The sequence below is a fragment of the Duganella zoogloeoides genome (genome assembly GCF_034479515.1).
GTDB lineage: Bacteria > Pseudomonadota > Gammaproteobacteria > Burkholderiales > Burkholderiaceae_D > Rugamonas > Rugamonas zoogloeoides.
Map to the genome: position 1 here is coordinate 2,325,633 of NZ_CP140152.1, position 25,310 is coordinate 2,350,942.

Sequence of the window (25,310 nt, forward strand, 5' to 3'; positions counted from 1 at the left end):
CGTCAGTCGCGGTGGTAGCGGTTGCGGCCACCCTGCTTGGCCTGGTAGAGCTTGGCATCGGCGCTGCGGATCAGGGCGTTGGCGTCCTGGCGTTCCAGCGGCGGCATGGCCGTGGCCAGGCCCATGCTGACGGTGACGATGGGGGCGGTGGACGATGCCTCGTGCGCCACCGCCAGCTTGCGCACCTCGTCCTGGATGCGCTGGGCCACTACCTCGGCGCCTTCCGGCCCTTCCTGCGGCAGCAGCAGGATGAATTCCTCGCCGCCGTAACGGGCCAGTAAATCCTGCGGTCGAGCGGCGCAGCGTTTCATGGTCGCGCTCACCTGTTGCAGGCACAGGTCGCCGGCCTGGTGGCCGTAGCGGTCGTTGTACAGTTTAAAGTGGTCGATGTCGATCATGATCAGCGACAGCGGCAGGTTGGCGCGCGCGCAGCGGCGCCATTCCGATTCCAGGCGGTCGTTGAAGTGGCGGCGGTTGGCCACGCCGGTCAGGCCGTCGGTCAGGCTCAGCTCGCGCATGGCGTCGGCCTGGCGCTTGATGGTCAGCTGGCTGCGCACCCGCGCCCGCACCACGGCAACGTTGAACGGCTTGCTGATGAAATCGACCGCACCCGCTTCCAGGGCCCGGGTTTCATCCTCGGGCTGGCTCAGGGCAGTGACGAAAATTACCGGGATATCCTGCAGGCGCGGCGAGGCCTCAAGCGCAGCGCACACGGCGTAACCATCCATGCCGGGCATGACGGCGTCGAGCAGGATCAGGTCCGGCTGCTGCGCCAGCGCGACGTCGATGGCTTTTTCGCCGGACAGGGCAAACAGCACCTCGTGCTCGTCGCGCAGCGCTTGGTGCAGGATCTGGACGTTTTCCATGGCGTCATCCACCACCAGTATCCGTCCATTCCTGGCCAGGTCGGTCCAGCTCATGCACTATCCTTTCGCTGCTTCATCTCTTGTATCACCTCGTCCACCAATCGGGCCGCCCTCTCGAAGTCCAGGCTCTCGACGGCCTCTGCCAGCTGCACCGCATGTTGCATCGCCGCAAGCGAAGGTCGCAGCATCCGGAAGTGCTCCAGCGCCTTCAAGTTGTTATTCTGAAGCAAACTTTGCAACTCCGCCAGCGTTAGCGCCAATTCCGCCTGGTTAATGTTGCTACTTGGAATAATTTCTTCCTGTATATCCAGCACGCGAGCGCCGCCCACCACGGTGTCCAGCGCCAGGGCCAGATGGTCCAGCGCGGCATGCAGGGCGGCTTCGGTGTGATGCTGGTGCAGCGCGGTTTCCACCACGGCGCTCAATCGCGCCACCTCGTTGGCGCCAAGGTTGGCGGCCACGCCGCGCAACCGGTGCAGCGACTGCACGGCCGTCAGGCGTTCGCCGCTGCCGATCGCGGCGCGTACTTCGAGCACGGTGTCGCCATGGGTGCGCTCGAAACGCTTGAGCAGCACCGCCAGCGCATCGTAGTTGCCGCCCATGCGCGCCAGCGCAGTGTCGAGGTCGATACCGGGCAGGTGGGCGGGCAGGGCATAGGCGGGCGCCGACAGCGCCGCCGCCGGCAAGCTGCCGCGTGCACCCGGCGCCGCCTCGGGCACTACCCCGGGGGCCAGGTCGCGCAGGATGGCGATCAGGATTTCCACGTCCACCGGCTTGGCGACATGGGCGTCCATGCCGGCCTCGGCAGCGCGTTGACGGTCTTCTTCCATGACGTTGGCGGTCATGGCCACCACCGGCAGGGTCAGGCCGGCGGCGCGAATTGCTTCGGTGGCGTCGTAGCCGTTCAGCACCGGCATCTGCACGTCCATCAGCACCGCGTCGTAGCGACCGGCGTCGGCCAGCAACTGGTTGACCGCCAGCTGGCCGTTGCTGACCATGGTCACCACGGCGCCCGCATGTTGCAGGATGTATAGCGCGACTTCCTGGTTGATCTCGTTGTCTTCCACCAGCAGGATCCGCATGCCGGCCAGCCGGCCGTGCAGCGGCGACGGCGGCTCGGTGGCGGTGGCGCCATCGCCGTGATCGCCTGCCAGCAGGCCGCGCACCCGTTCCAGCAAGCGGTACGGGCTGACCGGCTTGGACAGCACGCCGGCCACGCCGCTGCCGTCGGCATCCTGCAACGCCACGGCGGCCTCGTGTTCTGACACCATCAGCAGCACCGGCGGCAATATCTGTGGCACCACCGCACCTGGACGCAGGTCGCGCGCCAGCGCTGCCGGAAGGTCGTCGTCAAGGCCCGCCAGGTCGCGGTCGAGCAGCAGCAATTCGTATGGATAGCCGTCGTCGCGGCCGCTGGCCAGCATGGTGCGGGCCTGGTCGGCATCGGCGGCGCTGTCGGCCTGCCAGCCCAGCCAGGCGCAGGCGTTGGTCAGCGCGCGGCGCACGGTGGGGTTGTCGTCGGCGATCAGTACGGCGAGACCTTCGGCGGCGGCCGGCACCTCGGGCGGGCGCGGCGGCGCCATGCATTCGAGCGGGCAGGTGAACAGGAACTCGGCGCCCTGGCCCGGTTCGCTGCGCACCTGCACCGCGCCACCCATCATGTCGGCGAGCTGGCGGCAAATCGCCAGGCCCAGTCCCACGCCGCCGAACTTGCGACTGGTGCTGCTGTCGGCCTGCGAGAACGTGTCGAAAATGCGGTCCTGCTGTTCTGCCGGGATGCCGATGCCGGTATCGCGCACGGAAAATTCGACCAGGATGGCGCGGTTGGCCGGACAGCCACCTTGCGTGTCATCGTCGGCGTTGGCGCCCGCGCGCACCGACAGCACGACCTCGCCGGTGGCGGTGAACTTGATGGCGTTGCTCAGCAGGTTGAGCAGTACCTGCTGCAAACGCATCGGGTCGCCGGCCAGCTCGTTGGGCAGGTGCGGGTCGATGTCGTAGGCCAGCTCGATGCCCTTGTCGGCCGCGCTGCCGCTGATCAACACGCTGATGCTGTCGAGGATGTGCCGCAGCTGGAACGGCGCGTGTTCGAGCTGCAACTGGCCCGCCTCCACGCGCGACAATTCCAGCACGTCGTTCACCAGGCCCAGCAGCGATTGCGTGGCGACCTGGATCTTGTCCAGGTAGCCGCGTTCGCGCTGTGCCAGCTGCGCTTCCTGCAGCAGCCGCGCCAGGCCGATGATGGCGTTCATCGGCGTGCGGATTTCGTGGCTCATATTGGCCAGGAACTCGCTTTTCGCGCGGCTGGCGCCTTCGGCGCGGTCGCGCGCCAGCACCAGTTCATCGTTGACTTCCTGCAAGTGTAGCTCGGTTTCCTTCAGTTCCGTCACGTCGGAGATCAGCACGAAGAAGCCACGTACCTCGCCGAATTCGCCCACGTCGGGAATGTAGTTGACCCAGGTGTAACCCACCTTGCCGGACGGCCAGCGCAGTTCGCCCGCAAAGCCCTGCGGCTCACCATCGAGCGCGCCTTTGACGTAAGGAGCGTTGCTGGCGTAGGCCGCCTCCTTGAGGACGTCGGGCATGAAGGCCCCCAGCATCTGCGCTTCATCCATGCCGTGCCAGTCGAGGAAATAGCGGTTGGCGAAGCGGCAGCGCAGTCCGGCGTCCCAGTACGCGACCATGCCGGGCAGGCTGTCGGTGAGCGTGCGCAGGAAGTGTTCGCTCTTGCCCAGTTGCTCGATGGTGGCGCGCAAGGTTTCCTTGACCTGCTTGCGCTCGGTGATGTCCATCGCCAGGCCCAGTACGTGGGTGGGGACGCCGTGCTCGTCGCGCAGCGCCACCTTGCGCGTGGTGAGGTAGCGCGTCATGCCGCTGGCGTTGACGATCGGCTCCTCGGCGATTTCGGTGATTTCATTGGCATTGGAAGCGAGCACCGCGCGGTCGGCCTGGTTGTACAGCTCGGCCAGTTCGGGCGGATAGAAGTCAAAGTCGGTCTTGCCCACGAACTCATCGCTGCTAAGACGCCCGGACAGCACGGCGCCGTAGCGGTTGACCATTTCATAGCGCAGGTCGGACGCGCGCTTGAGGAAGATCATGGCCGGCATGTTTTCCACCACCGAGCCGAGCAACTGGCGCGAACGCTGCAACTCGGCGGCAATGCGCCGCTGATCCGTCACGTCGAGCAGCAAACCGGTGATCGCCGTCACCAGGCCACCGGGACCGAACTGCGGGTAGTAGCTGGCCACCCAGTGCCGCACATGCTGGCCTTCGTCGGGCCCGGTGCCTGCCAGGCCCGAGCGCTCGATGCCGACCAGCGGCCTGCCCGTGTCGAGCACGGTACGGTAATCGGCCAGCATGGCGCGGCGCAGGTCCGGATCATGGATCATGTCGCCGATGTGGCGACCGATGTGCACCACGACCGGCTCACCGGTCAGGCGGGCCAGGAAATCGTTGACGCGGATCACCCGCAACTCGTTATCGACATAGCTGAGGCCAACCGGCGCGGTGGCGTACAGGGTTTCCAGCTGGCTGCGCGAGCGTTCCAGTTGCTCGGTGCGGTCGTTGACCAGCTTTTCCAGGCCATGGCGGTGTGCCTTCAAATCGATTTCCAGCGCATTGAACGCTTGCGCCACCGCGTCGGCTTCGCGGAAGGCCATCGGTTCGAGCGTAAACGGCCGGCCGCTGGCCAGCGCCTCGGCCGGCCCCACCAGCGCCCGCACCGAGCGCGCGATCCGTCCACCGACCAGCCACGCCAGCGAGAAACCGGCCAGCAGCACCAGCCCCATGGTCAGCGAGATAGTGGTGACCGCGCGCAGCAGTTCTTCCAGCGCCTTGGCCTGCGGCGTGGAAATGACCACGGCGGCGCCGCTCACCGGAGAACGGCTGTAGCCCTGGTAAATCGCCTTGCCCTCGGTGTCGGTGGTGGCAAACAGGGCATCGGGCGCCTGTTGCAGCCGCGCGCGCAGTGCGGGATCGGCCACTTGCCCCAGCAACTGGCGCGGCCCGCCGGCCTGCGCCACCAGCCGGCCCTCGCCGTCGTACAGGGCCATGATCTGGTGCGGCTTGATGCGTTCGTCGCGCAGGATTTTGTCGAGTTGGTCGGGCTTGAGCAAAGCCGTCAACCCATACACCACCTGGTTGTCCACGAATACCGGCACATCGACCGCCAGCAGCGCACTGCCGGCCACGTACACCACCGACAATTGCGACCGCGCCGTGTGGAACAGCGGCGCCAGCCGGCTGGCGTTGTTGATCGAATTAAAGGTCTCGGGCAGCGGCGCGCCCACGTGCATGGTCACCTGGCCGGTGCTGTCGCTGAGCAAGAATTGCGATGCCGGGAAGTGCGGTCCCAGCAGGCCGCCCGCCTGCAGGCGCAGCGTTGCCATGTCGTCGATGCGGATGCTGGGCGATATTGCCAGCGCTTGCGCCGCGCCCTCGCTTTGCACCAGGTCGCGGTCGATGGCGGCAGCCACCATGCGCGCAGCCTTGCGGGTGTCTTCCATCAGGGTGTTGCGCTCGCGGCTGTAGAACTGCTGCACCACCGCGCCAAAGCCGATTGTCGTCGGCAGTGCACAGGCCAGGACCAGCAGGGCGATCTGCGCGCGGATCGACGGCAGGCGGGTTTTGTCTGGCACTGGCGAAACTCCTGGTCGTTGGGCCGGCCTGCGCTAGAAGAATACGGCGGTGCGCTGGATCACGCTGCCGTTGTTGGTGTAGGGCGCGGTGGCGCGCACCGAGCCGGTGTCGAACTTGCCGTCGTCGAGCTTGCTGTCAATCTGCTCGGCGAAACCGTCCGGCAGGTTGTCGAGGCGCACGCCGTTGCCGCCGCGTCCGCCCACGGCGTCGTTGTAGATATACACGGCGCCGCCCTGGGCGCTGGTCATGAAGTCGGTGGTGCCGTTGAATGACCCGGTGATGAAGCCTGCCAGCGCCAGGTGTTGCGGCGCCAGCAGGTATTCGGCGATCTGGCCGTCGCCATTGCCGTTGCCGGTGGCCCCGGGCGCGTGGGTGGTGCCTTGCACGTCGTCGCCGGGCAGGGCGCGGAACTTGTCCTGGTAGGCGTTGACGGCCGAGGTGAGCGAGGTCGATTGCTGGATGATGTTTTTGACGCGGGCGCTGTCGATCAGGCTTTGCCCCTTGAGCACGCCGCCGAGCAACAGCCCGATGATCACCAGCACGATGGCAATTTCCACCAGGGTAAAGCCGGCTTGCCGCGCAGGCTGGCGTAAGGAGTGACGGAATGCGCGCATGGGAAATCCTTTCTTTAAAACAGCTTGTAGATCTATCGACATATTACCGCAGCGCTAACGCCCGGTGGGGTGGTTCTGTTGCTGCTGCTGAAGCTGTTGCAGACGGTCGGCCAGGAACTTCAGTTCGCGCGGATCGGTGACCTGGCCGCTGTCGAGCAGGCCGCCGACCAGGGTGCGGGCAGCATCGAGCTCGTTCATGTCTTCCAGGATGAAGATTTCCAGTTGCCGCGCCCAGTCCGGCACCTGGGGGGATGTGGCGTACAGGCGGATGTCGCGGGCATAGGCGCGTGCCAGCGGCAGGTCGTGCAGACGGTGCCTGGCCACCAGCGCCGCATGGGCCAGCCACGGCCAGCGGCGGTCGGGATCTTCGGCAAAACGGGCGTGGACGAAGTCGAGCATGAGCCGGGCGCGCGTCGGGTCGCCGACGGCGCCGTACACCTGGCTGGCGGCCAGTAGCGGCGACTGGCCGCGCGGGTCGAGCTCAAGCACGCGTTGCAGCCAGCCGATCACGGTGGGGTAGTCGAGTTCGCGCCACGCCACGCTGACGCCGGCCTGCTCGTCAGCACCCTGCACGTACAGCATGGTCAGCCGCGCCAGCGCCACCGGCTCGCCCAGCGCCGCCAGTTGTAACGCCGCACTCGACGGCGCCGGCGGCAGCGCCCGCGCCCGTGCCGTATCGAGCGGGCGGCTGGCTTGCCAGCCGATGTTCAGCAGCAGGGCCAGCACCAGCAGCAGCCACACGCCGCGCGGCACCGCCGTCAATGGCTTTTGCGGGGCCGCCATCAAATTTGCTTGCGGTAAAGATCAAACAGGCCGGCGCCGGCCATCAGAGCCACGTACAGCGCGGTCTGCACCACGATCGCCAGCAGGTCGGCGCCGCTGCCGCCGTGGTACACCAGCCAGTCGCTGCGGGTAAACCGGTCCAGGTGCGGCAGCAGCAGGCGCAGCAGGTCGATGCCACCCCCCAGCACGTGCTGGCCCAGCGTATCGGCCGTGGCGCCCGCCTGTTTCATCAGTTGCAGGGCGCCGATGGCGCGCGCCATCAGGTAAAACGCCGTTGCTGCGGCCAGCGCCGGCAGCACCTGCTGCAAGGTCAGCACGCATAGCAGGCTGAAGGCGGCCACGATCCAGCACTCGCACAGCAATGAAAATGCCCAGAGCGCGGCCTGGTCCGGCGGCGCCAGGGCCAGCGCCAGGCCGCCGAACAGCAGTGCCGGCAGCACGGCCAGAATGCCGAAGCCGGCCAGCTTGCCGGCCAGGTACACGGCACGCGGCATGGGCAAGGCCAGCAGCATTTCCAGCCCCTTGTCACTGGCTTCACGCACCATGCTGGTGATCACAAAAGTAGCCACCAGAAACACGCTGGCCATCCGCAGCACGGCGCCCAGTAATGCCGCCTGCAACTGTTGGCTTTCGGTCAGCGCCAGTTCCTGCAGAAAACCGGCCAGGCCCACCGCGCCCAGCGCGGCGGCGATCAGCAGCCACAGCAGCCGATTACGCAGCGCTTCGAGCAGCGTGTAGCGGGCGATGGTGACAGCCATGGACAGGTGCATGCGTCTCATGGCAGTTTTTGCGCCGCGACCATGCGGTTGATCAGGACATTCGGCGACATCCACAACACCAGGTCGTCGTACTCGCCGCCGGGCGCACGGGGATCGGTGCTGGGCGGGCGGGTGACGAACGCCACGCCTTCGCCAGCGAGGTTGGTCTTTTCGTCGATATTGCCCTGGCCGGCGTCGAGCAATTGGGTGTTCTGGTCGCTGGTGGCGCCGTAGCCGTTGCGGCCGAACGACAGGATCACGGCCGGGATGTCGTTGGCGTCGGACGCCGGGATGATCTGGCCGTCCATGCCGCGCGTGGCCACCGTGATGTCGCGCGGCGAGTTCAGCGTGAAAAAACTGACGCTGTTGGCAAACGATGGCGTGACCGAGTAGGCCAACACCCGGCCCCAGCCGTCGAGCCTTTGCACGCCCAGCGTGGCCCACGGCAGGTAGCCGTAGCGCTTGTTGCAGATGCTGCCGGCACGGTCTTCGCGGCCGTCGATGGCGGAAATGGCGGGGCAGGGCAGGTAGCCATTGCGCAGCGCAAAGCCGAACAGCGCTTCGCGCGCGTCTTCCATCGCGCGCTGGGTATCGGTCACGCGCCGTTGTTCCAGTTGCGACGACAGTGGCGCCACCAGCCCGCCGATCATCAGGCCGACCACCAGCAGCACGATGGCGATTTCGACGATGGTGAAGCCGGCTTGGCGGGAACGGTGGCGTAATGGCATGGGCAAAGTTATCGAGGTGATTTGGTGACGGGCGCGGTAGCGCGCAGGCGTTGGCGGATCAGCCGCAGCGGCACCCAGCCGAGCTCGTTGCTGAAACTGCCGCCGAGGCTGCGCACATCGTCGGTGGCGGCGCGCGCCATGAAATCGCGCACGGCTTCGGCGTTGGCCTGTTCGTCGAGGTTGTCGGTAACCGCGCTGGCCTGCTCGATGCCGGCCAGGCTGGTGCCCAGGTGGCGCCCGCTGGACAGGATCACGGCCGGCGCACAGCGGTCGTCCACCACGCAGTTGGCCGAGCCCACGCGGTAAAAAATGCCGCCGTCGTCGCTGCGGTCCAGCAACGTCTTGGTAGCCTCGCCCGCCTGGTCGAGGTTGCCGTTGGTGAATTCCGGCGAGACGCTGTAGCGCAGCAGCTTGTTCCAGCCGTCGCCGGGCGTGATGCCCAGCGTAATCCACGGCAACCAGCCGGTGCAGGCGGCGTCGTCAAGGCACGGCTGGCCGCTTTCGCGCCCGTCCAGCGCCGACTGTGCCGGACGCGGCAGCCGGCGGTGGATGATGGCATAGCCGATCAGCGCCTCGCGCGCATCGGCCAGTGCGGCGCGGGTGACGGCCTGGCGGCGCAGGTCGCCCTTGGGCTGGCTGAACATGCTGATCAGGAACGACGACGCGCCAAGGCCCAGTACCAGCAACAGCAGCAAGAGTGCCGCGCCGCGCTGGCGCGCCCGCGGTGGATGTAGCGTCAACGGCCGCCGTGGCGCCGGGCGGGGCTGTGGGACCGATGGCTGCGTTAGCACCAATGGCCGCAGGAGCTCGGAAGGCAGCTTTAGCATCAAAGTCCGCTGTAGCACCAAAGATAGCTGTAGCGCCACAGAACGATGTGCCTTCCAGGGCCGAGGTTGCACCGACGGCTGATGATATCCCGGCATGGGCTGGCCGGTGCTCATTGGTTGACGTCTTTCACGCGGCCGTCGGACAGGTCGTAGCGCTGGCCCGGTCGCAGCACGATGCGCTTGCCCGACGGCAGCGTGACTGTGACCGCCTTGCTGTCGCGGTTGGTGAACTTGTTGGCGGCGCCGCGCTGCGGCTGGTTGTTGAGCCAGACTGTGCTGCGACCGGTGCTGCTGCGCAGGACGCCGTTCATGGTCAGCTGTTCGGAAGGCGGTGGCGTATCGGCTACCGAGCCGGGCATGGGCATTTGCTGCATTTGTTGCATCTGCTCCATTTGCGGCGGTTGCTGTTGTTGCTGTTGGTGCTGCGCCATGGCCGCTGCCTGGTTTGGCGCTGGCGCCAGTTCACGGGCGGCGCGGGCCATGGCGATCATCTCGGCCCGCATGCCGGGCGGTATATTGGGCGGCAGGTCAGGCACGACATCGGGTGCCAGGCCGGGGCGCGTTCCCTGCTCCATGCCGGCCGCTGGTGGCATCTGCATCCCCGGCGGCATCCCGGGCATCAGGCCCTGCTGCATGGATTGCGGTACCCCGCCAGCCATCCTCTGCACCTCAGTCTGCGCCATTTCGCCAGTCAAGCCGGCGCCACCACGCGGATACGCGGCACCCGGTCCGGCCGCTTTATTGCGGCTGGCGTCGATAGTCTGGCGTTCCTGCGGCGTATTGAACAGCCGGCCCAGTCCCGGTTGAGCCTGCGCCAAAGGCAAGGCCAGCAGCGGAAGCAAGCAGAAAACTCGTTTCATGGCCAGCAGTGGGCGCAACAAGCAGGTGCGTCGCGAGGCCAGCAGCGGCGGTAATACGACAACGCGCCTCATGGCTGCCTTCCCGTGGCCAGCACCGGCGGCTGTGCGGCGAGGGGCGCGGGCGCCATGGTGATCCAGTTCAGCGTGCAGTCGACGCCGAGGTTGCCGCCCAGGGCGGCCTGGCCGGACTGGCCCGGTTCGCTTAGTTGGCTCAGTTGACCAACTTGGCTAACCTGGCCGCCAGCGGCTGTCGCCAGCCGCTTGAGCGAACAATCCTGCGCCGCAAAAAAGCCGCGCGCGTGCAGGCCGGCGAGGAAATCGAACAAGTCCATCTCGTGCAGCAGTTCCATGTGCAGGCGCATGCGGCTGCCGCGCAACTGGTAGTCGCCGAGGTCGAGCGCGGCTTCCAGGCGTACCGGTTGCTGCGGCTCGATCTGGTAACTGAGCGGCGGCAGTTGCAGTTCTTCCTGCACCTGGCGGATCGCATCGACCCATTCCAGCCGCCGCTCGTCGCCGATCAGCCCGCGCTGGCGCAGTTCCACGTAGCGTTGCTGGAAGTTGCGGATGTCGCGCTTTTCGTTATCGACGTGTGCGTAGCGCGAATGGGCGGTGTCGCGCAGGCGCTGGGTGCGTTGCAGGTCTTCGTCGGCTTCGTGGCGCTGGGCGGCGGTCACCGCCACCAGCGTGGCGCCGATGACGACCGCCGCCAGCGCGGCCAGCGCGGCAGTGCGGATCTGGGCAAAGCCGGCGATCCAGTACGGCAGCGCGATCGTGTTCGCGGCCTTTTTGGCACCGGCGGCCGGGTTGGCTGGATTGACTGGATTGACTGAATTTGCGTTCATGGCTTCCACACCAGGTTCAGGGTGAATTTGGCGCGGGTGCTCGAACCGGAGGCCGTGGCGGCGCCGGCCTTGCCGTCCAGGCGCACGGTGGGACGGGTGTCGAGTGGCGGCTTGTCCACCTGCACCAGCAGGCGCGGGTTGGCCGCCAGTTGCTGGGCGAACTGGTTCATGGTGTTGACGGCGTTGCGGTAATCATCTTCGGGCGACAAAATCTCCGCTTCGACCTGCAGCGATTGCGGTGGCCGCGCCGGAATGCCGGCCAGCAGCGACGACATCGGCGTGACCGTTGCCGCGCCGGTGCTGCCGTTGACCAGCACCGGCGCGCCGGTCGTGGGCTGGCCCGGCAAATCCACTTTCCAGCCCAGTTGCAGCAGGCGGATCTGCGGCGACTGTTCCAGCGCGGCGCTCACCATGGACACCATCTGCCACGGCGACGGTCCCTGCAGCACCAGCATGCGCTCGACATTGACGGCCGCGCGCATATTGGCGGTCGATGTTACGCGCGGCGGCATGGCAGCCATCACCTCGTTGTAGCGGCGGTCGAACTGCTGCGCTTCGTGCGCCAGCTGCGCGCGGTCGGCGCGGGCATCCCAGGTTTGCCACAGGTTGATGCCGACCGCGCATCCGGCCACCACGGCCACGGTACCGGCCGCGTAGTACAGGTTGCGGCGCGCGCGCCACAGCTGGAAGTAGCGGCGCAGCGGCCCCAGTGTGTAGTGGCTGGCCGGCTGGGTTTTGGCCAGCAGGGCCAGCAGCATGGAATCAGCCAGGGCGGCGCTATTGTCATGCGCCTTGGCCGCTTCGATCTTGAGACCGAGGCGGTCGGCCACCTGTGCCAGCGGCAGGAAGCGGAACGCGGTTTCCGGGCCATCCTCGCACTGCGTTTCCAGCGCCGGCAATTGCTCGCCCTGTGCGATCACCACGGTTTCCAGCACGCTGCCACGCGCGAACAGCCGCACGCTGGTCAGAAATTGCTGGGTCTTGGCGGTTTCGGTACCGACATTGACAGCGTCGCCGTCGCGGTCGATGGCTGGCGTCAGGCGCGAAAATTTCAGTTGGCCGCGCTGGAAATAGCTCTGGCGCCAGCCTGCCGACTGCTGGGTCACGAGCAGCAAGTGTTGATCCAGCAACCCCAGCTTTTTCACCAGGTGTTCACTGAGCAAGGTGGTCGAATACAAGCCGGCGAGCGGAATGCGCTCCTGATCCAGCGCCTCCACCCACGGCAACACGATCGACGGATTGGTCAGCGCGGACAGCAGCACGATGTCGTCGCGGCGGCCGCCGGGCTCGCGGCCCTGCACCTCGTGGTGGCGGAACGGCGTTTCGCGGTATTGCTGCACCAGGCGCCGCTGCATCAGCTTGGCGCCGGCGCGCCCGCCCACGTGCGGCAGGTGCAGGCGCTGGAAGTCTTCCTCGATCAGGTCGGCCAGCAGCACCACCGGCATGTCGCGCTGGTCGTCGAGATAATCGAGCAGGGCGTCGATGCCGCTGCTGTCGTTGGTGAAGCTGGCGCCGCCCAGCAGGCGGCCGCGCTGCCAGCGCCAGGCGGTCAGGCAGTCGTTGCTCAGATAGAGTACATGTCGGTTCAGCACGGGAGCCTCAGGTCTGGATCTTGCTGATCGTGTCGTATATCGGGCCCATGACGGACAACATGATCCAGCCCACCATCAGGCCCAGGATCACGGTCATGGCCGGCTCTATCATCGATTGCACTTTCTCGATCATTTCCTTGACTTCGCGGTTGTAGAAGTACGCGACGTTGCGCAGTGCGCCGTCGAGCGCGCCCGTGGTTTCGCCCACCTTGAGCATGCGGATCACCAGCGGCGGAAAAATACCGGTGTTCTGGAATGCCGCCGTAATGCCCTGTCCCTCGGAAATCAGCTGCCCGGCGCGGCGCAGGCCGCTGGCGACCACGCGGTTGCCGACGATGCCTTCCGACAGGCGCAGGCATTCGAGAATGGAAATGCCGGACGCATACATCATGGCAAAAAACGTGGCGAACCGCGCCAGCATGATCTTGTGCAGCACCGGGCCGATCAGCCACACCCGCAATTTGAAACCGTCGGCAACAAAACGCGCATGTTCGCTGTGGCCGAGCCAGGCGCGCAGGCCCACGTACGCCACGATCGGCAGCGCCACGATGATGTACCAGTAATTGATGAAGATGCCGGACACCCAGATCAGCGCCCTGGTGTGCAGCGGCAGCGTGTTGCCCATGTTTTTGACAAAGCTGGTCAGCTGCGGCACCAGGTAGATCATCAGGAAGAACGTTACGCCGGTAACGAACAGGCCCACCGCCGCCGGGTACATCACGATTTTTTTCGTTTGCGATGCCAGCTCGTCCTGCCACTTCAGGCTTTCCGACAAATTCTTGAACACCTCGGTCAGCTTGCCGCTTTGCTCGCCCGCCATCACCAGGCTGGTAAACGTGTGGTCGAACACTTCCGGGTACGCGGCCATGGCGGCCGACAGCTGCAGGCCGCCTTCGATATTTTCGATCAGGCCCGTGATCATCTCGCGAAAGCGGGGATGGTCGATGCTTTCACGTAAATCGTTCAAGCCTTCCAGGATCGGTACGCCGGCGCCGGTCAGCTGCTCCATGTGGAAGCAGAAGTTGATCAGGTCGCGCCGCGTGATCACGCGCTTGAGCGCCACCACCCGCGCGCGCGAGACGCGGCAGTCGATCAGGTCCAGCCCCATGCGGTGCAGGCGCAGTTCCAGGTCCGGCTCGTTGGATGCATCCATATTGCCGGGCTGGATCTGGCCGGCGGTATTCATGGCGCGGTAAAAATACTGGGGCATCAGTGCAGCCTCCCCAGGCGCTCGGTGAGATCGACCACGCGGCCCACTTCCTCGAGCGTGGTCACGCCCTCCAGCACGCGGCGCACGCCGTCGTCGATCAGGCTGTGGAAGCCGCCGGCCGCTGCTGCCGTTTTCAGCTCGCGCGACGACACGCGCCGCGCCACCAGTTCATCGAGCGCCGGCGTCATTTTCAATAATTCGATGATGGCAATCCGCCCCTTGTAGCCCTGGTGCGCACAGCGGTCGCAACCGACCGCGCGGTACAGGGTTTGCGGCGGTGCGTCCTCGCCTAGTCCCAGCAACTGGCGCTCGATATCGTCGGCCAGGTGCGCCTGGCGGCAATGCGGACACAGTTTGCGCACCAGGCGCTGGGCGATGATGCCGATGATGTTGCCTGACATGATGTCGGGCAGCACGCCGATATCGAGCAGGCGCGGGATCGCGCCGATCGCCGAGTTGGTGTGCAGCGTGGAATACACCTGGTGGCCGGTCATGGCGGCGGCAAAGGCCATCTCCGCGGTTTCCTGGTCACGGATTTCGCCCACCAGGATGATGTCCGGATCCTGCCGCATCATCGAGCGGATGCCTTCGGCAAAGCCCATCTTGGCCGATTCGTTGACCGACGTCTGCCGGATCATGTTCATCGGGTACTCGACCGGGTCTTCCAGCGTCATGATGTTGACGCTCTCGGTGTTGATGTGATTGAGGATCGAATACAGCGTGGTGGTCTTGCCGGAGCCGGTGGGGCCGGTCACCAGGATCACGCCGTCGGGCCGCGCGATCATCAGTTTTAACAAACTCAGTTCGGCTTCGCCAAGGCCGAGCCCATCGAGCGGCACGATGCCCTTCTGGCGGTCGAGCACGCGCAGCACGAAATTCTCGCCGTGCGTGGTCGGTTGCGCGGACGCGCGGAAGTCGATCTGCCGGCCCGAGAACTTGATCGAGATGCGGCCGTCCTGCGGCGCGCGCGTCTCGGCGATATTCATGTTCGACATCACCTTCAAGCGCACGGCCATGGCCGGCCAGTACGACTTGTGCAGGCTGCGGATCTGGCGCAGGATGCCGTCGATGCGGTAACGGATGCGCAGGAACGACTGTTCCGGTTCGAAGTGCAGGTCCGATGCGCTGTTCTGCACGGCGTCCGCCAGGATCGCGTCGATCAGGCGCACCATCGGCTGGCTGTACTCGTCGGACGTGGAACCCATGCTGGCGTAATTGACTTCGCCGGTTTCGATCTCGTGCAGGATGCCGTCGATCGACAGTTCGAAGCCATAGTACTGGTCGATTGCCCGTGAAATGTCCGACTCGTTGACCAGCAGCGGCGTAATCGTGATGCCCTTGACCAGCATGGCGCTGATCTGGTCGAGCGCGACGATGTTGCTGGTGTCGGACATGGCCAGGATCAGGTTGTCCGTTTGCCGCTCATAGACGATCGGAAACACGCGGTAGCGCTTGGCCACTTCCTTCGGGATCAGTTTCAATGCGATCGCATCCACCACCAGGCTGGTGAGATCGGCGCTTTGCTGGTTGAGGTTTTCCGACAGCGCCATGCGCACGGTGGCTTCGGTGACGAAGCCGAGCGTGATCAAGAGTTTGCCGAGCGGCTCGTTGCTGCGCTTTTGCTCGATCAGCGCGATGCGCAACTGGTCTTCGCTGATCACGCCTTTCTGGATCAGCAGCTTGCCGAGCGGGAGTTTTGCTTGTTCTGCCATGGAACTCCTAGTGCGCTCCGCTCAGCTCGTGCATGCGCTGGCGCAGCGCGGTGCGATCGAAACCGGCCGGCTTGTCCTGCCCCAGCGCCAGTGCGCGCTGGTAATAGGTCAGCGCCAGCTTGCCCTGGTTCAGGCGGTCGAGGCCGATGGCCAGGTTGTAGGCATAGTCGGCGTTGTCCGGCGCTGCCGTGTAGGCGCGGAAATAGGTTTGCTGCGCGTCGGGCCAGCGGCCTTGTTGCGCGTACAGGTTGCCGAGTGCGAACAGTACCGGGCCGGCATCGGGATTGCTGGTCAGGATGGCTTTCAGGCGCCGCTCGTTCTGTCCGGCGTCGCCGCCGCTCAATCCCACCAGTCCGGCCACGGCCGTGGCATCGTTGGGATCGAGTTCGAGCAGGCGCAGGTAGTAGCTCGATGCCTGCGCGCCCTGGTTCTGGCGCGCGGCCACGGTAGCCATGCCCAGCAGGGCGTCGCGGCTGTTCGGGTCCTGGCGCAGTGCCGTTTCATATTGTTGCTGGGCGGTGGACAGGTCGCCGATGCGCAACAGCTCGTAGGCATTTTCCAGCGCCGGGGCAATCCGCGCCGGTTGCACGGTGCGCGCCACGCGGATGTCGGTATTGTCGGGCGCGGCCACGGGCGGCAGCCGCTCCTGGCGCGGCATGTTCGCTTGCGCCTGGATCGCCTGCTGGGTGGCGGCCAACTCCTGCTCGGTGCGTTCGAGGCGGCGTTCGAGGTCGTCGCGCGCAGCGCGGCTCATGCCGCTCATGGGGGAGGGCGCCAGCATGCCGGCAACCGACGGATCGCCGCCCGACGGATCGCCGCCCGACGCATCGACGCCATTGCCAAGCGCTGCGGGATCGGTCGCGCCGGCGGGGCCGACGATCTGCACCGCGCCGGTGGCGCCAGTTGCACCCGGAGGCGGCATCGCCACCGGCGGCAGGCGCGAACCGGCGCCCGGCGCCATCACGGCTTGCCAGTAGTAATAGCCGAAGCCGAGAATGATCAGCGCCAGGACCGAGAGCAGCCCGATCAGGCGCAGCCGTTCCGGGTCCATGCCCGGCGGCTCGGCATTGCCGGCGGCTGCCGCGCGGGCGCGGGCGCGTGGTGTGGCGTGGTTGCCGTTGCTGCTGCCGTTGCCATTTGCGCCACCGGTACGCGGCGTAGCGCGTGGCTTGGCTTGTGCCGCTGCGCTGGCGGCAGTGGCTGCGGCGGTTGCCGATGCAGCGGAGTGGGCCGGCTCGCCGGTGATCGGATCGACGTTGGCAGATGGCGCGCTGCGCGCAGTGCCGGCAGTTGCCGAGCCGGACGCGGCTGACGATCCGAAGGCGGAACCAGGACCGGAACCGGGACCGTTACCGTGCGGGGTAGCAAAGTCGGCTGCATAGCCGGAACCCGGGCCGGCGGCAGAACTGGACGGGGCAGCAAAGTCGGTCGAGTAGCCGGAAACAGGGCCGGCGCCCGAACCGAACGAAGTGTCGGTTGCCAACAGGCCTGCGCCATCGAATCCTGCGGCGTCGGCGCCAAATGAAGCGGGGCTGCCGCTGGCGCCACCGCCTGCGTTACCGGCGCTGGCATCGGCCGCTGCCGATGCCCCGCGCGCGCGCGGCGCGGCCGGATCGGGCGCAAGATCGAAGGACAGCCCGGATTCCTGCTGCGGTGCGTTTGGCGGCACCGGGTCCGGCATCGGGCGAGCGGTGGAACTGGCGGCGGCAGCGATGGTCGGTGAGGTCGGCTCCAGGCTGAACGATGGCTCGAAGTCCAGGCTCAGCTCCCGCTTGGCCGCTGCCGCCCCGGTCATTGCGGCAGTCGCGGTTGTTGGGGCGGCCGCCGCAGTACCGGCACCGCCAGCAACAATACGGCTGGCTCCATCACCGCCGTCACCGGAACCGGCGCCAGCACCAGCAAGGCCAGCACCGGCACGAGCACCGCCACCATCAGGCGCGGGCGCAGGTTCCGGCGTCAACGCCAGGATATCGTCGAACTCGCGCGACGGCCGGTCCACCTCGGTGTCGCCGGCGGCATTCTGTTTGGCGCGCTCGGCTTTCTTGAGCGCTTGCATTAACAAGCTCATGATCCGTTGGCCTTGGCGGTAGGGACAGGGTAGGTGGACGGTACCGGGTACGGTTCGTTGTCGGGCTCGCCCGGCAGCAGGTCGCGGTAATTCTTGTAGTCGCCGTTGACGCTGGCGTCCTTGATCACCACCGGCCGCATGAAGATCACCAGCTCGGTCTTGGTGCTGGTTTCATTACGGTACGAGAACAGGTCGCCGATCACGGGTACGCTCGAGAGCAGCGGGATGCCATCCTTGAGGTTGTCCACGCTGTCCTGCATCAGGCCGCCCATCACGGCGATCTGGCCGCTCGGCACTTTCATCAGCGATTCCAGTTCGCGCGCCTGGATCACCGGCACCCGGCTGACCACCTTGGCATCGGCCAGCGCCGGGTTGGGGTCGTTGACGTAGCCGACGATGCGGGTAATCGTGGGACGGACGTTGATGGTCACTTCATCGTTGTCGGCGATCTGCGGCGTTACGCTCATGACGAAGCCGACCGGCACGGTCTCGAGCTTCGATTCGTACACCGCCTGCGAAATCGGGTTGCCGTTGGTGCCCAGCACGGCCGGCGTCACCTTGATCGAGAAGAACACGTTGTTATCGACTACCTTGAGCAGCGCGGTCTGGTTGTTCATCACGCTGATTTTCGGGCTTGACAGCACTTTGACCTTGCCGAACGATTCCAGCAACTGGATCGCCGCCGTCAGGTTGCCCAGCTTGCCTGTCGCCGAGTAATTGAGCAGGAAGGCGCCGGGGCTGGTGCCGGGATTGACGCCGCTTGGCAAACCGGTCTGGCCCACCGCCTGCTGGGTAAACCTGACGCCGCCGCCGGAGATGGTCGACCAGTTGATGCCCTGCTGGTAGTTGTTGCTCAGTTTGACTTCGAGCACGGTCGCTTCGATCAGCACCTGGCGTTTGGCCGAGCCGAGCACGATGTCGAGGAACTCGCGGATCTTCTCGTGCTGGCGATTGGTGGCGCGCACGGCGATCAGGCCGCCCTCGGCATTGACCACGACCGAGTTGGTGGTGGCGTTGCGGTTGCCGCCGAAGGCGCCGCCATCGAACGGTGACGGCGCACCTTGCTGGTTTTGCTGGCTATTGCTGCCCTGCGCTCCTTGCTGCTGGCTGGTCTGGCTGGGGGCGGGCGCCGCCAGCGGATCGACCAGCTTGTCGTTGATGGTGGTCGGGCGCAGCATGTCACGGATATTTTTTTCCAGGCTGTACCAGAAATTATTGTCCGAGCGATTGTTGACCACGGTGGTCGAGTTATTGCTCGGGTTATTCGTCGAACTGTTGCCGCCGAACGAACTGCCGCCCGTGCTACCACCCTGGCCAGTACCGGTGGTGGCGCCCACCGGGTTGGACGCGCTGCCGCCGCCACCGGTGGTGGAAATCTGGGTGGCGATATTGACGCTGCTGTTGGTGCTGCGCGCGATATTGACGTAGTCCACCTTGTAGTTGCGCCACTCTGGCGTGTCCGGCAATACGGTCAGGGTGGTGCCGTTGATCTCGTAGCGCATGTCCACCTGGCGCTGTATGCGCGACAGCAACTGCGGCAGGGTCTGGTCGAGCGCGTTCAGGGTGACGCTGCCTTCCACGCCCGGGTGGACATCGACGTTGAGGCCGGCATCGCGCGCCAGCGCGAACAGCAGCGACTGCACCGGCACCTTGTGCACGGTCACGCTATAGGTTTCCACCTTGGCCGTCGGCTTCGGTGGCGGCAGCATGGCGCTCTGGCGCACCGGCTCGGGAATCGCCCCGGCTGCGCGCGGCGCTTCCGAAATATGGGTGGACGAGGGCGGCAATGCGCGGGTGGCGCACCCCAGCAGGAACAGCGGTACAAGCGAACAGGCTAGTTTTTTCATTGAGTCTTTCCGGCCCGGTGACACTGCAGGATATTGTAAATTTGCAATTTTAACGACCATGATCTTACAATTCGGAAGCCGTCGCAAGGACGCTCCAACAGATTGCAACAAATAGCAGGCTCAGCAAACACGCCGTTACAACAGTGCGTGGTTGCAAGCCTGCAAACCGTGTCCGGTGCCAAGGCTGAAGCGCCCGGTACGACCGGAACGGCGACTCGGCAATCGCCAGCCGGGCATGCCGCGCTTCCACCGTTGCCGCATCGTCGGCAAACGCTGCCAGCAGCGCCTTGTCCGCCAAAATATTGATACGCCGGACGATACCTTCCGAGGCGTCGCCGATCAGCCGCACCGCATCGCTGCTGAACACGGGTGCGCCGTCGTGGCCGGCCGCGGCCAGCCGGAACGCCAGGAATTCCGCCACCAGCGACTGCGCCATGGCCGGCACCTCGAAGCTGTGGGTGATGCGCTCCTTCAGTTGCCGCATCGACGGCAAGTCCAGGTGGCGGTCCAGCTCGGGCTGCCCGAACAGCACGATTTGCAGCAGCTTGCTGCTGGCCGTCTCCAGGTTGGTCAGCAGGCGGATCGCTTCCAGCGTGTCGAGCGGCATGGCCTGCGCCTCTTCCACCAGCAGCACCACGTTGCGGCCCTGGCCATGCAGGCCGATCAGGTGCGTCTGCACGGCGCGCTGGATTTCATCGACCCGGTAGCCGCGCGTGGCCAGGCCCAGCTCGGCCGCAATCGCATACTGCACTTCGACCGCGCTCAGATTCGGGTTGACCAGGTAGATCACCTCGATATGGTCGGGCAGGCGGCTTTCCAGCATGCGGCACAACATGGTCTTGCCGGTGCCGACTTCGCCGGTAACCTTGACGATGCCTTCGCCGTGGCACACCGCGTACAGCAGCGCCTCGAGGATATCGCCGCGCGTGTTGCCGGCGTAAAAAAACGCCGGGTTGGGCGTGATGCCGAATGGTGTCTCGCGCAGCCCGAAGTGGTCCTGGTACATTGCCGTGGTCGCCATCATGCGATGCAGGCCAGAAAGGCTTGCTCCAGGGTCTCGGCGCCATGGTGCGCGCGGCACTCGGCCGGCGTGCCGGTAAACCGGATCGCGCCGTCGTGCAGGATGGCCATGCGGTCGCACAGTTCATCGACGTCGGCCAGCGCGTGCGACGTGAAAAACACCGTGCTGCCGCGCTGCTGCAAGGCCCGCAATTGCTGTTTCAACAGCGCGCGCGCCTTTGGATCGAGGCCGCTCATCGGCTCGTCCAGTACGTACAGGCGTTTATTGGACAGCAGGCAGGCGGCCAGGCCCAGCTTTTGGGTCATGCCTTTCGAATAATGGCGCACGGTTTTTTTCAACGCGGCCGGGTCGAGGTCGAGTGCGGCCAGCATGGTGGTCACCGCCGTTGCATCGACCTTCAACCCCTGCAAGGTCATAAGGTACTTGATGAAGTCGGCGCCGGTCAGGTAGTAAGGCGGTGTCAGGCGCTCGGGCAGGAAGCCCAGCGGCGCGCGGCTGGCCGGGCGGCCGTGCGGCTGGCCGAAAATGGCGATCTCGCCACCGTCGAGCGCGCAGAAATCGAGCAGGCACTTGATCAGGCTGGTCTTGCCGGCGCCATTCACGCCCACCAGGCCGAAACATTCGCCCGCCCGCACCGCCAGATCGACTCCTTGCAGCACGCAGGCCTGGCCATAGCGTTTGACAACTTGCTGGAAGCACAGGGCAGTTTCAGTCATTGATGCAGGGGGAGAATAGCCGGTGGGAAACAAGGTAACACTGTAGCGTATCCGTGCGCGGAATGCGACATCGTTTCGTCTTTCTTCATCGCAAATGTCACATTCTCGTCTAGAATGTCTGGCAAGTTGTCTTAGGGTATTTCTTGATGCCCGCGCGAATCTCACAAGGAGCAGGTATGGCAAGGCCGGAAAAAGTCAGGCTGGGGGAAATCCTGGTACAGCAAAAGCTGCTGTCTGAAGAGCAACTGGGACTGGCGCTGACCGAGCAAAAGCGCAGTGGCCGCAAGCTGGGCCGGGTGTTCGTCGAGAACGGCTATGTGACCGAGGAACAGATTGCCAATGCGCTGGCGCGCCAGCTCAACATTCCTTACCTGAACCTGAAATTCTTCAACGTCAATCCCGAGATCGTGCGGCGCCTGCCCGAGACCCAGGCGCGCCGCTTCCGCGCACTGGTACTGGAAGACCGCCAGGGAACGCTGCTGGTCGGTATCTCCGATCCGACCGACCTGTTCGCGTACGACGAGATCGCCCGCATCGTCAAGCAGCCGATCGAGCTGGCGGTGGTCAACGAGACCGAGGTGCTGGGCGTAATCGACCGCATCTACCGCCGCACCGAGGACATCTCCGACCTGGCGCGCGAGCTCGAGCAGGATCTGGGCGACATCTCGGTGGACTTCGGCGCGCTGGCCGCCAACCCGAACCTGGAAGAGGCACCGATCGTCAAGCTGCTGCAGTCGGTGTTCGACGATGCCGCCCAGGTGCGCGCGTCCGACATCCACATCGAGCCGCAAGAGGGGCGGCTGCAAATCCGCTTCCGCATCGACGGCGTGCTGCACCTGCAAACCGAAACCGATATCAAGATCGCACCGTCGCTGGCGCTGCGCCTGAAGCTGATGTCGGAGCTCGATATTTCCGAAAAGCGCTTGCCGCAGGACGGCCGCTTTGCCGTGCGCGTGCGCAACCAGCGCATCGACGTGCGGATTTCGACCATGCCCACCCAGTACGGCGAATCGGTGGTGATGCGTTTGCTGAACCAGGGCGGCACCCAGTTGCGGCTCGACGCCATCGGCATGCCGCGCGCGCTGGTGGAGAAATTCCGCGCCATCGTCCAGCGCCCCAATGGCCTGGTGCTGGTGACCGGGCCCACCGGCAGCGGCAAGACCACGACCCTGTATTGCGCGCTGGCCGAACTGAACTCGGTCGAGAAAAAGCTGATCACGGTGGAAGACCCGGTCGAATACCGCTTATCCGGCATCAACCAGGTGCAGGTCAACGAAAAGATCGAGCTCGACTTTGCCCGCGTGCTGCGCTCGGCGCTGCGGCAGGATCCCGACATCGTGCTCGTCGGCGAGATGCGCGACCAGGAAACCGCGCAAATCGGCCTGCGCGCCGCCATGACCGGCCACCTGGTGCTGTCCACCTTGCACACCAACGACGCCGTCAGCACGCCGCTGCGCCTGATGGACATGGGCGTGCCGCGCTACATGGTGGGCAGCTCGCTGCAGGCGGTGCTGGCCCAGCGCCTGGTGCGCACCATTTGCGAAAGCTGCACCACCCCGTACGAACCGACGCCGTCCGAGCGCGAATGGCTGAGCCTGGAACTGAATGACAAGGTGGACATGGCGCGCTACTTCCACGGCAAGGGCTGTTCGCATTGCAACGGCATGGGGTATCGCGGCCGTACCGGCGTCTATGAATTGCTGGAAATGACACGCGCCGTGGTCGATGCCGCCAACGATCCGAATCCGTCGCACTTCCTGAAAGTGGCGAAGCAGCAAATGGCTGGCGAAACCCTGCGCCGCCACGCCGTGCAACTGGTGGTGCAGGGCCGCACCACCATCGCGGAAGCGATGCGCATCAGCAACCAGATCGAGGAATGACGTGCCGTATTTCGCCTACAAGGCCCGCAACGCGCGTGGCGAACTGATGCAAGGTGTGCTGGAAGCGGCCGACAGCGGCGCCGTGGCCGACCAGCTGTTCAACACCGGCCTGACGCCGATCGAGATCACCGTCACCCAGAAGCGCGTGACCGACGATGGCGAGGGCTGGTGGGCCAAGCTGCTGGAAAAGAAGGTGACGTCGATGGACGTGCAACTGTTCAGCCGCCAGCTGTACACGCTACTCAAGTCCGGCGTGCCCATCATGCGCGGTCTGGCCGGTTTGCAGGAGTCGGCGGTCAGCAAATCGTTCGGCAAGGTGATCAAGGATTTGCGCGAGTCGCTCGATTCGGGCCGCGAACTGTCGGCTGCCATGCGCCGCCACCCGGACGTGTTTACGCCGTTCTACCTGTCGATGGTGCGGGTGGGCGAGATGACCGGCCGCCTGGAAGAAGTGTTCCTGCGCCTGTTCGACCACCTGGAATTCGACCGCGACATGCGCGACCGCGTCAAAACCGCGCTGCGCTATCCGAGTTTCGTGGTGCTTGCGATGATCGCTGCCATGGTGGTGGTCAATATGTTCGTGATTCCGGCGTTCGCGGGCGTGTTTGCCAGCATGCATGCCGAATTGCCGCTGATGACGCGCGTTTTGATCGGCTTCTCCAACTTCACCGTGCGCTACTGGCCGCTGCTGGCGGCGCTGGCGGCGGTCAGCATCTTCGGCTTCCGCAGCTGGGTGCGCACGACCGCGGGGCGCTATCGCTGGGACAAGTTCAAGCTGACCATCCCGGTGGCCGGCAAGATCATCCTCAAGGCCACGCTGGCGCGCTTTGCGCGCAGCTTTGCGCTGTCCTCGCGCAGCGGCGTGCCCATCGTCCAGGCGCTGACGGTGGTGTCGCAGACAGTCGAGAACGCCTACCTGTCGGCGCGCGTGGAGCAGATGCGCGACGGCGTGGAACGCGGCGACAGCATCCTGCGCACGGCTGCCGCTGCCGCTGTATTTACGCCGGTGGTGCTGCAAATGATCGCGGTGGGCGAGGAGAGCGGCGCCATCGACGACCTGATGGACGAGGTGGCGCAAATGTACGAGCGCGAAGTCGATTACGAGCTCAAGACCCTGTCAGCGCAGATCGAACCGATCATGATCGTGTTCCTCGGCATCATGGTGCTGATCCTGGCGCTCGGTATTTTCCTGCCGATCTGGGACCTGGGCAAGGCGGCGCTGCCGCACTAGGCGCGCCACCATGAACCCGATGACAATATTTGTGACGCCAAAACAACGCGGTTACACGCTGCTGGAATTCGCGGTAGTGGTCGTCGTCGTGGGCGTGCTGGCAGCGGTGCTGCTCGACCGCATGGCGTATTACCAGGTGCAGGCCGAGCGTGTTTCTTTGCAAACAACTGTTGCCAACCTGAGATCCACGCTGCAAATTCGGTTGGAGCAAGCCAAGTTGCCGGGCGGCAGTTTAGATTTAACGATGTTGGCCGAAGAAAATCCATTCACTTGGTTAAAGAGCAAGCCTGTCAATTATGCAGGAGAATACTATTCGCCCTCGGACGCGCAGATTGGCGCCGGTAACTGGTGCTTCGACCGCAGCGACAAAAGCGTCGTGTATTTGTTAAATAATTCAGAAACTTTTTCTGGTCCAAAGACTATGCGCTTGAAATTCAAGGTAAAATTATTGCACTTGCTCAACACCTCTGGTGCTGTGGGAACGGGCGCCGGCCCGGTGGTCGGTATCGACATCGAGCAAGTGAAAGCCTGACGCCAGCGCGCGTCGCCTTTCCTCATTCAATGTCCGATTTGGAGAAGTTTAATGAACAAGCAAGCGATGTCTGTCACCCGCGCCCGTGGCGCTCAATCGGGTTTTACCCTGATTGAACTGATCGTGGTGATCGTGATCCTCGGTATTCTGGCTGCGGTGGCGTTGCCACGGTTTACGAACCTGAGCGGTGATGCGCGCGTGGCGTCGCTCAACGCGGTACGTGGTGCGCTGGCTTCTACCGCTGCTACCGCGCATGGTGCGTGGCTGGTCAATCCTGTCAATCCCACGTTCGAGGGCACCGTGGTACAGATGGATGCCAATGGCTATGCTCTGGCCGGCCAGAGCCTGTTCGATGCCTCGGGTCTGGTTGCCGATGATTACACCCTCATCCCCGGGGCCGCTGCGGCCACCAATGCTACCGCGACCACCCCGGCGATTCCCGCCAACGGTTTCGCAATTGTTCCACGTGGCATCGCCGGTACAGCAACTGCGGTGAATTGCTTCGTGACTTACGCGCAATCTACCGGTGTCAACATCGCGCCAACGGTGTCGGGCGCTCCAACCGCCGCCAACTGCCGCTGATCG

The 25,310-nt window shown here is 65.2% G+C and carries 20 protein-coding genes; 4 read left to right on the top strand and 16 right to left on the bottom strand.

Annotated features, from left to right (window positions below; genetic code table 11):
• Nucleotides 1–2: 2 nt before the first annotated feature.
• The 16 genes from SR858_RS10310 to SR858_RS10385 all read right to left on the bottom strand — a co-directional run bounded on the left by SR858_RS10310 (nucleotide 3) and on the right by SR858_RS10385 (nucleotide 21,082).
• On the bottom strand, nucleotides 3–920 hold the full coding sequence (locus tag SR858_RS10310; protein WP_019920697.1) for a diguanylate cyclase domain-containing protein: 918 nt from the start codon (nucleotides 918–920) through the stop codon (nucleotides 3–5).
• Nucleotides 917–5,503 carry a PAS domain-containing protein gene (locus SR858_RS10315; RefSeq protein WP_019920698.1) on the bottom strand — a complete coding sequence of 1,529 codons (4,587 nt, stop codon included), beginning with the start codon at nucleotides 5,501–5,503 and terminating at the stop codon, nucleotides 917–919. The genes SR858_RS10310 and SR858_RS10315 overlap by 4 nt, the downstream gene beginning before the upstream one ends.
• 33 nt (nucleotides 5,504–5,536) lie before the next feature.
• Nucleotides 5,537–6,118 carry a prepilin-type N-terminal cleavage/methylation domain-containing protein gene (locus tag SR858_RS10320; protein ID WP_019920699.1) on the bottom strand — a complete coding sequence of 194 codons (582 nt, stop codon included), beginning with the start codon at nucleotides 6,116–6,118 and terminating at the stop codon, nucleotides 5,537–5,539.
• Nucleotides 6,119–6,172: 54 nt separating this feature from the next.
• Nucleotides 6,173–6,901 carry a hypothetical protein gene (locus SR858_RS10325; protein WP_019920700.1) on the bottom strand — a complete coding sequence of 243 codons (729 nt, stop codon included), beginning with the start codon at nucleotides 6,899–6,901 and terminating at the stop codon, nucleotides 6,173–6,175.
• Nucleotides 6,901–7,680: an ABC transporter permease gene (locus SR858_RS10330; protein ID WP_154819787.1), complete on the bottom strand. Its 780-nt coding sequence runs from the start codon at nucleotides 7,678–7,680 to the stop codon at nucleotides 6,901–6,903. Before SR858_RS10330 ends, SR858_RS10325 begins: the two co-directional genes overlap by 1 nt.
• Entirely contained in the window at nucleotides 7,677–8,387 is a 711-nt protein-coding gene (locus SR858_RS10335; RefSeq protein WP_019920702.1) for a type II secretion system protein, read from the bottom strand. Before SR858_RS10335 ends, SR858_RS10330 begins: the two co-directional genes overlap by 4 nt.
• Before the next feature lie 8 nt (nucleotides 8,388–8,395).
• Nucleotides 8,396–9,127, bottom strand: coding sequence for a hypothetical protein (locus SR858_RS10340; protein ID WP_026637077.1), 732 nt, complete (start codon nucleotides 9,125–9,127; stop codon nucleotides 8,396–8,398).
• A 197-nt stretch (nucleotides 9,128–9,324) separates the two neighbouring features.
• Complete coding sequence (locus SR858_RS10345; protein ID WP_019920704.1) at nucleotides 9,325–10,056, bottom strand: hypothetical protein; 732 nt, start codon at nucleotides 10,054–10,056, stop codon at nucleotides 9,325–9,327.
• 86 nt (nucleotides 10,057–10,142) lie between these two features.
• Nucleotides 10,143–10,916: a hypothetical protein gene (locus SR858_RS10350; protein ID WP_019920705.1), complete on the bottom strand. Its 774-nt coding sequence runs from the start codon at nucleotides 10,914–10,916 to the stop codon at nucleotides 10,143–10,145.
• A complete protein-coding gene (locus tag SR858_RS10355) occupies nucleotides 10,913–12,508 on the bottom strand; it encodes a hypothetical protein (RefSeq protein ID WP_019920706.1) in 1,596 nt (531 codons plus the stop codon). Before SR858_RS10355 ends, SR858_RS10350 begins: the two co-directional genes overlap by 4 nt.
• A gap of 7 nt (nucleotides 12,509–12,515) precedes the next feature.
• A complete protein-coding gene (locus tag SR858_RS10360) occupies nucleotides 12,516–13,718 on the bottom strand; it encodes a type II secretion system F family protein (RefSeq protein WP_019920707.1) in 1,203 nt (400 codons plus the stop codon).
• Complete coding sequence (locus SR858_RS10365) at nucleotides 13,718–15,430, bottom strand: GspE/PulE family protein (protein WP_019920708.1); 1,713 nt, start codon at nucleotides 15,428–15,430, stop codon at nucleotides 13,718–13,720. Before SR858_RS10365 ends, SR858_RS10360 begins: the two co-directional genes overlap by 1 nt.
• 7 nt (nucleotides 15,431–15,437) lie before the next feature.
• On the bottom strand, nucleotides 15,438–17,498 hold the full coding sequence (locus tag SR858_RS10370) for a tetratricopeptide repeat protein (protein WP_322534545.1): 2,061 nt from the start codon (nucleotides 17,496–17,498) through the stop codon (nucleotides 15,438–15,440).
• On the bottom strand, nucleotides 17,495–19,345 hold the full coding sequence (mshL, locus tag SR858_RS10375) for a pilus (MSHA type) biogenesis protein MshL (protein WP_019920710.1): 1,851 nt from the start codon (nucleotides 19,343–19,345) through the stop codon (nucleotides 17,495–17,497). Before mshL ends, SR858_RS10370 begins: the two co-directional genes overlap by 4 nt.
• 64 nt (nucleotides 19,346–19,409) lie before the next feature.
• Nucleotides 19,410–20,369, bottom strand: a complete 960-nt coding sequence (locus tag SR858_RS10380; RefSeq protein WP_019920711.1) for an ExeA family protein — start codon at nucleotides 20,367–20,369, stop codon at nucleotides 19,410–19,412.
• The gene (locus SR858_RS10385) at nucleotides 20,366–21,082 is read right to left on the bottom strand and encodes an ABC transporter ATP-binding protein (protein WP_019920712.1); all 717 of its coding nucleotides are present in this window, start codon (nucleotides 21,080–21,082) and stop codon (nucleotides 20,366–20,368) included. The genes SR858_RS10380 and SR858_RS10385 overlap by 4 nt, the downstream gene beginning before the upstream one ends.
• A gap of 176 nt (nucleotides 21,083–21,258) precedes the next feature.
• Here SR858_RS10385 and SR858_RS10390 point away from each other — a divergent pair, with 176 nt between their 5' ends.
• The 4 genes from SR858_RS10390 to SR858_RS10405 are packed head-to-tail and all read left to right on the top strand — an operon-like array spanning nucleotide 21,259 to nucleotide 25,307.
• Complete coding sequence (locus SR858_RS10390) at nucleotides 21,259–22,962, top strand: GspE/PulE family protein (RefSeq protein ID WP_019920713.1); 1,704 nt, start codon at nucleotides 21,259–21,261, stop codon at nucleotides 22,960–22,962.
• Nucleotide 22,963: 1 nt separating this feature from the next.
• Nucleotides 22,964–24,193, top strand: a complete 1,230-nt coding sequence (locus SR858_RS10395; protein WP_019920714.1) for a type II secretion system F family protein — start codon at nucleotides 22,964–22,966, stop codon at nucleotides 24,191–24,193.
• 10 nt (nucleotides 24,194–24,203) lie between these two features.
• Entirely contained in the window at nucleotides 24,204–24,725 is a 522-nt protein-coding gene (locus SR858_RS10400) for a prepilin-type N-terminal cleavage/methylation domain-containing protein (RefSeq protein ID WP_084669833.1), read from the top strand.
• Nucleotides 24,726–24,776: 51 nt separating this feature from the next.
• A complete protein-coding gene (locus SR858_RS10405) occupies nucleotides 24,777–25,307 on the top strand; it encodes a type II secretion system protein (RefSeq protein WP_019920716.1) in 531 nt (176 codons plus the stop codon).
• Nucleotides 25,308–25,310 lie beyond the last annotated feature (3 nt).